Source organism: Clostridium sp. (genome assembly GCF_016650035.1).
Classification (GTDB): Bacteria; Bacillota; Clostridia; order Clostridiales; family Clostridiaceae; genus Clostridium_AD.
Genome location: NZ_JAENWM010000133.1, coordinates 1 through 7,199, shown reverse-complemented (window position 1 = coordinate 7,199; position 7,199 = coordinate 1). Strand labels below are relative to the sequence as shown.

Sequence of the window (7,199 nt, the reverse complement as noted above, 5' to 3'; positions counted from 1 at the left end):
CAAGAAATGTTATATCTAATAATGTAAAAAAATCATATGCAAATTAATTACAAGTTAAAATTATTATGCTTATTCAATCAACATAGGTTTCGTTTACATTTTATAGTTGGCTGGTACGACCCCGTAGTAAAATTACGACTAGCTTCCGTATTTCGGCAAGTGACAGTCATCCTTGTGAGAGCGAAGGTCTCACTTGCTGATATTTAAAGAAGCAGTGACGTTCGATGATGGTTCAAAACAATGTATTGATTATAAAAAGTGTGCTGTTCCTTTTTCAAGAAATAAAGGATGTACAGTATGTATTAAAGAATGTACTTTTTTTAAAGGTGATTACGAGAAGATTAAGAAGAGTTTTTTTAAGGAGAAAAAAATATGAATATATTTACAATAGATGAAAAAATCAGCTGTTTCTTAGAAGATTTTAATGGATTTCTAGAGTATTTAAACTTAAATGAAGTTACTATAGGAAAGACAACTAAGCAGATAGCAACTAAATTTTTATACGAAATGAATGAACTGATGAGTATTAAACAAGAAGATATTACGCCTAGAAGTAGGCAACTAGATTATCCTTTGATGAATATGTTTTGTAATTTAGCTGTAAGTGGTAAATTATTTGTAGAAAAAGCAGCAAAAGGTGGAAAGCTGGTGCTGAAATCTACAAATAGAGTTCAGAAATTTAATAAGTTAAATAATACTGAAAAATATGTATTTTTATTAGAAATTTTATGGATGGACTGCAATATCAAAGATTTAAGATTACATACTTGGGATATTTCTAGTGAATATGATACTAGAGAGCTTTTAATTGATATTTATAATAACAAAGCTAATATGGCGGTTTCTGTAAATAGGCGTTTGAGAAATTGTAGTACGGTTTTATTATATTTTTCATACATGGGTATTATGACTATTAAACAAGATGAGGAAGAAAAGTTGAGAAGTGGAGTAAAAAGAAGATTTCTACCGAAAGAAATCGTAATGTCTAAAATTGGACTGCAAATAATTAAAATTTTATGTAAAAAAAGAGATATACAAGAATGGAATATACCTTATAGAAAAGAAAATGGTGAGTGGAAGATAGCATTTGATGAAGAATTTTATGTGCCATTTAAAAAAATATTTAAAAGTGGAGAATTAGAGAATACTTTGCCGAGAAGTAAGAGCAAATTTAAAGATGGAATTTATACCTTTAAAGTTTCATTAGGTAAAAATGTATGGTCAAAAATAAGGCTATCTGCAGACTATACACTTTATGATCTACATAATGCTATTCAAGATGCTTTCGAATTTGATGATGATCATATGTATTCTTTTTTTATGGATGGAAAGGCGTGGTCAAAGAATGTATTTACGTGCGATGGTGATGAAGGACCTTTTGTAGATGAAGTTGAAATTGGAGAGTTAAAATTATATGAAAAACAAAACTTTCTATATTTATTTGATTATGGTGATGAATGGAAATTTAATGTAGAAGTTTTTAATATTGGAGATACTAAGGATAAATTATTAAATCCAGAAATTATTGAAAGTAAAGGGGAAATACCTGAGCAGTATCCAGATTTTGATGATGAGGGGTAGATATATTTAGTTAATGATATTTTTATAATGTAGCATCCCTAATGAATGCTTAAATAAAATGGTAATGAGAAAATAACAAAGTATATTAAAAAACTCAAGTTATTTTAGTAAGATGTGCAACTTTATAAAGTTCATGGTCTATAATATTGACACCATTCGGGTTACCCCTAGGGGTCTTTGCGAGGCCTTGGCTGAGCTTGCTATCTCCATAATTGCCACACAATTGTTTTATATAATGAACTTATATCGAGGAAAGATGAATTAATTCTCATTGATTCGAAATGAAAAAGATGAAGTTATATAAAACGAAAGGATAGGGTGATATTATGAAGAAATCAAAGATAGGTTGGAGCTTAGTGTTAACTATTTCTATTGGTGCTCTTATTGGTTATGGTGCTTGGAGTCTTCAATTTGTAAAGCGTAATGAAACTTTTGCACTTAACTCTAATAATCAGGGGATGATGAATCTTCCATTTAACAGGGAAAGAGGGGAAAAGGATCAAAATTACCAAAATTTTGGTGGAATGATGAATGGATATAATGGTAACAATAGTGGGCGTAATAATTTTGGAGGAATGATGGGCGGAAGTGGATTTCAAAATGGAAACACAAATATTTCTTCCTTAGATGAAGAAACTGCAGATAAGCATATGGAGGATTCTTTAAAAAATGCCACAGTGGATAAAGAAAATAATACTATTTCATTTTCAGGTAAAGATATAACTATTGTATTATTAGCCGGACCTGAAATAGCGGATGGGAAATTTGTTATTGGTGGCTTAATTAATCCTAGCATACAAATTCCTAAAGATGCAAAGATTTCTTTAGAAATGATTAATGAAGATGAAGGGATGCCTCATGGGGTAGAAATTACAAATGAAACTCCACCTTACAATTATATGGCTATGATGGACGGTGGCATTTATCCTGATGCATTTATTACGCCAATTCCTGCTGCCACAGTGGGTAAGTATCCAACTGCAGTTACTACTTTTAATAGTATCCAAGAAGGAGATTTTTATTACATTTGTCAATATCCTAGTCATGCATCAAAAGGTATGTATGGAAAGTTTATAATTAAATAGATACTAAAATAACAATATACTAATATAAAGGAGGATTTTATTATGATGGGTTATGGAGTTGGTTATGGAGCAGGTAATTGGGGAATGTTTATGATGTTAATACCGATTATTCTTGTTGTAATTATTGTATATGCTATTTACAAATTAAAAGGGCATTCCAATAACAGCAGTCGCTACAATAATATAAGAGGTAACAGTGCCATGGATATTTTAAATGAGCGATTTGCTCGAGGCGAAATTACAGAAGAAGAATATAATCAAAAGAGAAGTATGATTTTAAAGGGATAAAATAAAGGATATTAAAAGAAAAGATGAATGGGAGGATATGACCTAATTTCCATTCATCTTTTTATTCTGTTTGAAATGTTATGGTGTTAATGATGTTAATGGTGAAATGTACAATAACATTGACAATATTAGTGGACAAGTTCTGTTTGCTAACACCACAGGGGTGCTTGTTAAGGAGGAACGACTGAACTTGATAGTGTAATCATGATTGGATGATGAAGTTTCTCGAAGTAAGAATAACAGTAAATTCGCTTTGCTCATAAATACTCGAGGGTGTGTACAAATTGTATTTAATCTAAAATTTTTTCAAGTTTAAATTGATACTAAAAATCAATTATATATAACAACAAAAGCTTATTTCATAGAGAAATCTATGGAGTAGGCTTTTATCTCATCCATTTAATCGCAAATTAGTATTTGATGACATAAATGTTATTCTATATAGAGGGAATTGGTAATTAATGTAGAAATATAGGTTTAGGATACATAAATAATTAAAAGAGTATATTTATGGATGATTTGAGACTATCAAATATGAAAAATAGTATCAATCAGTTAAAGGTGATATATAACAAGAACGAAGAGTTATTAAAGCAAACTGGAGAAAAGTTTAATATATTTTCAATACTTAGAAACAAAAACTGTTTCAGCTTTTGACAAGGGTCTGACCCCTTACACAGATTGGACGTGAAATGGACAAGCAGTGTTGCTAATTTCTAAGTATTTAAAGTATTCGTCTTCAGCTAAATTTTGAAAATTTTCTCTGAATTTTAAAATAGCATGTTTTTCTCCATTAACATGACAGCCACAGATTTTAGTGGAGGTGCATTGTTCTTTTTTAAAACGTTTTTTTTACTCAAGTATATCTTTTTTTCTCATGTGTAAACTCCTCAATTTATAGATAAACTTTACGTGAATTTATAGTTGAAGTGGTTTGTCTTTAGTATTTTTTATTTGTAGCAATAATTAATATACTATCATTGTTAATTATAGTATTTTTTTTGCATTAAATAAAGGGTTATATATTAATTAAAAAACTAACTGGGCTTGTAGAAAATACAGATGTTGCTAAATATTTAGAAAAAGTAACGGGTTTAAATCTTTAAGCATTTGTCTTTTATTATCTTAATATTTCTGAATAATAATGTAATAATAAAAAAACATACGCAAAAGAAGGGAAAATAAGTAACTACGCAGAATTTATAACTAGATAATGTATTAAAAGGAGTTTTATATGATAGTTTCTAAATGGTTTATATATTTCGCAATTGTGTTTATCCATATTCTTTTGATGTTAATTTGTATTCTTTTGCAAAAGAACTACCATCGAAAAAGGGTTGAAAAAGAGTTTAGGATGAAAAATGAAGAGGTTACAGCTATTTATGAAGAAATTACTGCATCAGATGAAGAATTAAAGCAAAAGATATATGAACTAACACAAAAACAACAAGCACTTTGGATAAGTGAAGAAAGATATAGAGTTGTTGCCGAATCCACTATGGACATAATTTGGGAAGGTGATTTGGTTAATAAAAAAAGGATTTTCTCGGAAAAACTTTATGAAATACTTGGTTATAAAGGCTGGGAAATGGAAGAATTCGATGCCTGGTTTAATATAGTTCATCCAGAGGATATTGAGTGGGTAAAAGAAGGTATAAAGCAGCAAATAGAAGAGAAAATCGTAGTGAAAGCTTTTGAATACAGAGTAAAGAGTAAAGCAGGAATCTATAAATGGGTACTGTCCAATACTAAGTGTGAGTTCGATGAAAATGGACGGGCTATGAAAATATTTGGAGCTTTTACGGATATTACTAAACTAAAAGAGCAACAACAAAAAACCAATTATATGGCATATTACGATGCGATAACTGCTCTTCCCAATAGAGCTATGTTTCGCGAAGTGGTATCAGAAGAAATTAAAAGCTGTAATGAGTATAGTGGTAAATTTGCATTGATTTCTATAGATTTAGATAACTTTAAGTTGGTCAATGATTCTTATGGCCATATGACAGGGGACAAGCTACTAAATGAGATCGGAAAGAGGCTAACTGAATTCCTAAATGAAAATATGACTGCGTTCAGGCTTGGAGGAGACGAATTCATTATTTTGGTTAAAGATATTGAGAGCACGAAAGAAATAGCAATATACTCTGAAAATTTACTGGAGTCATTAGCTAATCCTATTTCTATTGGTGGAAATATGTTTCATATTACTCATAGTAGTGGCATTGCTATTTATCCTGAGAATGGAATAAGTTTTAATGAACTTCTTAAAAATGCTGATACAGCTATGTACAAATCTAAAGAGTATGGAAAAGCACATATACCTTTTATAGGCTTTCAATGGGAGATGCTGCAATAGAAAAGATTAGAATGCAAGAGGATCTAGAAAGAGCTTTAAAGAACAATGAATTTGTGTTGTACTATCAGCCCATAGTTGATGTTGTATTAGGAGAAGTTAAGGGTTTTGAGGCTTTAATTCGATGGATGCATCCGCAAAAGGGACTTGTTTTTCCAGATAAGTTTATAGGCGAGGCTGAAGAGAGTGGTCAAATTATACAAATGGGTAAATGGGTAATTATTAATGCCTGTCAATATGCAAAACGGGTTTATGATAGTGGAGCAACAAATTTTTATGTTTCAGTAAATGTTTCTGCTCTTCAACTAGTACAGAAGGATTTTACAGACTTTGTTCTAAGCGCCCTTAAAAAAGTAGGACTTCCGCCGGAATTACTATTAATAGAAGTAACCGAAACAGCATTAATGGAATCCATGGATTTGGTTATTAAAAAGTTGAATATTCTAAAAGATAATAACATTAGGATAGCATTAGATGATTTTGGATGTGGATACTCCTCTCTTACATATTTGAAAGTACTGCCGATTGATGTAGTGAAAATAGATAGATCATTTATTTCTGATATAAAGTTAGAAGATGATGTGACAAGCATGACTGGAACTATAATTATACTAGCGAAGAAGCTAGGGCTAACAGTTATAGGAGAAGGGGTTGAAACAAAGGAGCAATTAGATTATTTAAAGAAACATGGCTGTGATATGTTTCAGGGATATCTTGTATCTAAACCAATTCCAGAAGTAGAAATAAATAAGTTGCTTAAAATAATATAGTTGATATATTTACCATTGAAATTACTAAAGGAAGTTCACTTTGTGAACTCGCTTTTATAAGTGTGCCAGGCGTCTTTGTTAAATTCAGATACTTTTTATGGTTAGGTATTCTTATTTTTTCATTTTTCTATTTACTAAGTTCAGGCACAACATTTGGGGGAGTCTCACCAAGAACTGCTTTAATAAGGTTTTCTGCAGCTACCATGCACATATCAAGGCGCGTTTTTTTAGTAGCAGTACCTGTATGTGGTAGAGTAACTACATTAGGCATTTTAAGTAGAGGGTTATCTAAATCAATTGGTTCTATTTCATACACATCAAGTCCTGCTGCATATATTTTATTATTTTCAAGTGATTCTATTAAAGCCTTCTCATTAACCATCTTTCCTCTTGATGCATTTATAAATATGGCTGTATTTTTCATCTTATTAAATTCTTCAGTATCTATTAGGTGATAGGTATCCTTTGTAAGAGGAACCATAACTACGATGAAGTCAGATTTTCGTAAAAGAGAATCAAAGTCACAATACTTTACTCCTAGCCTCTCCTGAGCCTCCTGTTTTCTGTTTCTATTATAATATAATACTTCCATATCAAATCCAAACTTAAAAGTATCTTCAAATCTCTTTAAATAAAATGAAGATTAAAGATATTAATAATAATGTATTAGTGGTAGATGGAGCTAACGGTAATCTTACTGCTGGGGCCGTTAAAAAATTTCAGGAGATAGTAGGAATTGCTGCTGACGGTGTATATGGTCCAGTAAGCTTAAGTGCTATAGAAATCATTAGCAACAAAAACTGTTTCAGCTTTTGACAAGGGTCTGACCCCATAGCCGCCAACCTAAGACAACTCAATATTTGACCTAGGTCTATTTTAAATATACTTAGCTTGCTGGGAATTATATTGAACCAAAATAATGAGTATATACTTATATTGTTAAAAAATAGCTATATTTGAATACACTAAATAATCATGCACTTTTAATTGCATGATTATTTAAATTATATAAGAATTTTACAGTATTATATTGCTATATTCTCCAATTCAATTTCATATATTTTTAACCCTTTTATTATTGAATATGTACATTTACTGCCCTTTTTTGTAGATTTT

At 30.5% G+C, this 7,199-nt stretch carries 9 protein-coding genes and 2 pseudogenes; 9 read left to right on the top strand and 2 right to left on the bottom strand.

Going from position 1 to position 7,199, the window contains the following annotated elements; all coding sequences use genetic code 11:
* The first annotated feature begins 193 nt into the window (after positions 1-193).
* From JJD95_RS19085 to JJD95_RS19060, 6 genes are all read left to right on the top strand, one after another.
* Positions 194-376, top strand: coding sequence for a hypothetical protein (locus tag JJD95_RS19085; protein ID WP_291644927.1), 183 nt, complete (start codon positions 194-196; stop codon positions 374-376).
* A complete protein-coding gene (locus JJD95_RS19080; protein WP_291644925.1) occupies positions 373-1,581 on the top strand; it encodes a hypothetical protein in 1,209 nt (402 codons plus the stop codon). The genes JJD95_RS19085 and JJD95_RS19080 overlap by 4 nt, the downstream gene beginning before the upstream one ends.
* Positions 1,582-1,907: 326 nt before the next feature.
* Positions 1,908-2,666: a plastocyanin/azurin family copper-binding protein gene (locus JJD95_RS19075; protein WP_291644923.1), complete on the top strand. Its 759-nt coding sequence runs from the start codon at positions 1,908-1,910 to the stop codon at positions 2,664-2,666.
* Between the two features lie 42 nt (positions 2,667-2,708).
* On the top strand, positions 2,709-2,954 hold the full coding sequence (locus tag JJD95_RS19070; protein ID WP_291644920.1) for an SHOCT domain-containing protein: 246 nt from the start codon (positions 2,709-2,711) through the stop codon (positions 2,952-2,954).
* A 70-nt stretch (positions 2,955-3,024) separates the two neighbouring features.
* A complete protein-coding gene (locus tag JJD95_RS19065) occupies positions 3,025-3,156 on the top strand; it encodes a hypothetical protein (RefSeq protein WP_291644918.1) in 132 nt (43 codons plus the stop codon).
* 308 nt (positions 3,157-3,464) lie between these two features.
* Entirely contained in the window at positions 3,465-3,611 is a 147-nt protein-coding gene (locus JJD95_RS19060; protein ID WP_291644917.1) for a hypothetical protein, read from the top strand.
* A gap of 51 nt (positions 3,612-3,662) precedes the next feature.
* Here the strand turns inward: JJD95_RS19060 and JJD95_RS19055 are convergent.
* Positions 3,663-3,833: pseudogene (locus JJD95_RS19055) on the bottom strand (DUF4317 family protein); the annotation flags it as partial.
* Positions 3,834-4,188: 355 nt separating this feature from the next.
* On the opposite strand from JJD95_RS19055, the gene JJD95_RS19050 reads away from it, so the two are divergent.
* Both JJD95_RS19050 and JJD95_RS19045 read left to right on the top strand, forming a co-directional pair.
* Positions 4,189-5,316, top strand: coding sequence for a sensor domain-containing diguanylate cyclase (locus JJD95_RS19050; RefSeq protein ID WP_291644915.1), 1,128 nt, complete (start codon positions 4,189-4,191; stop codon positions 5,314-5,316).
* Positions 5,298-6,083: a bifunctional diguanylate cyclase/phosphodiesterase gene (locus JJD95_RS19045; RefSeq protein WP_291644913.1), complete on the top strand. Its 786-nt coding sequence runs from the start codon at positions 5,298-5,300 to the stop codon at positions 6,081-6,083. Before JJD95_RS19050 ends, JJD95_RS19045 begins: the two co-directional genes overlap by 19 nt.
* A gap of 127 nt (positions 6,084-6,210) precedes the next feature.
* On the opposite strand, the pseudogene JJD95_RS19040 reads toward JJD95_RS19045, so the two are convergent.
* Positions 6,211-6,684, bottom strand: a pseudogene (locus JJD95_RS19040) (NAD(P)-dependent oxidoreductase); the annotation flags it as partial.
* Positions 6,685-6,704: 20 nt separating this feature from the next.
* Between JJD95_RS19040 and JJD95_RS19035 the strand changes: the two are divergent.
* Positions 6,705-6,899, top strand: a complete 195-nt coding sequence (locus JJD95_RS19035; protein ID WP_291644928.1) for a peptidoglycan-binding domain-containing protein — start codon at positions 6,705-6,707, stop codon at positions 6,897-6,899.
* Positions 6,900-7,199: the final 300 nt, after the last annotated feature.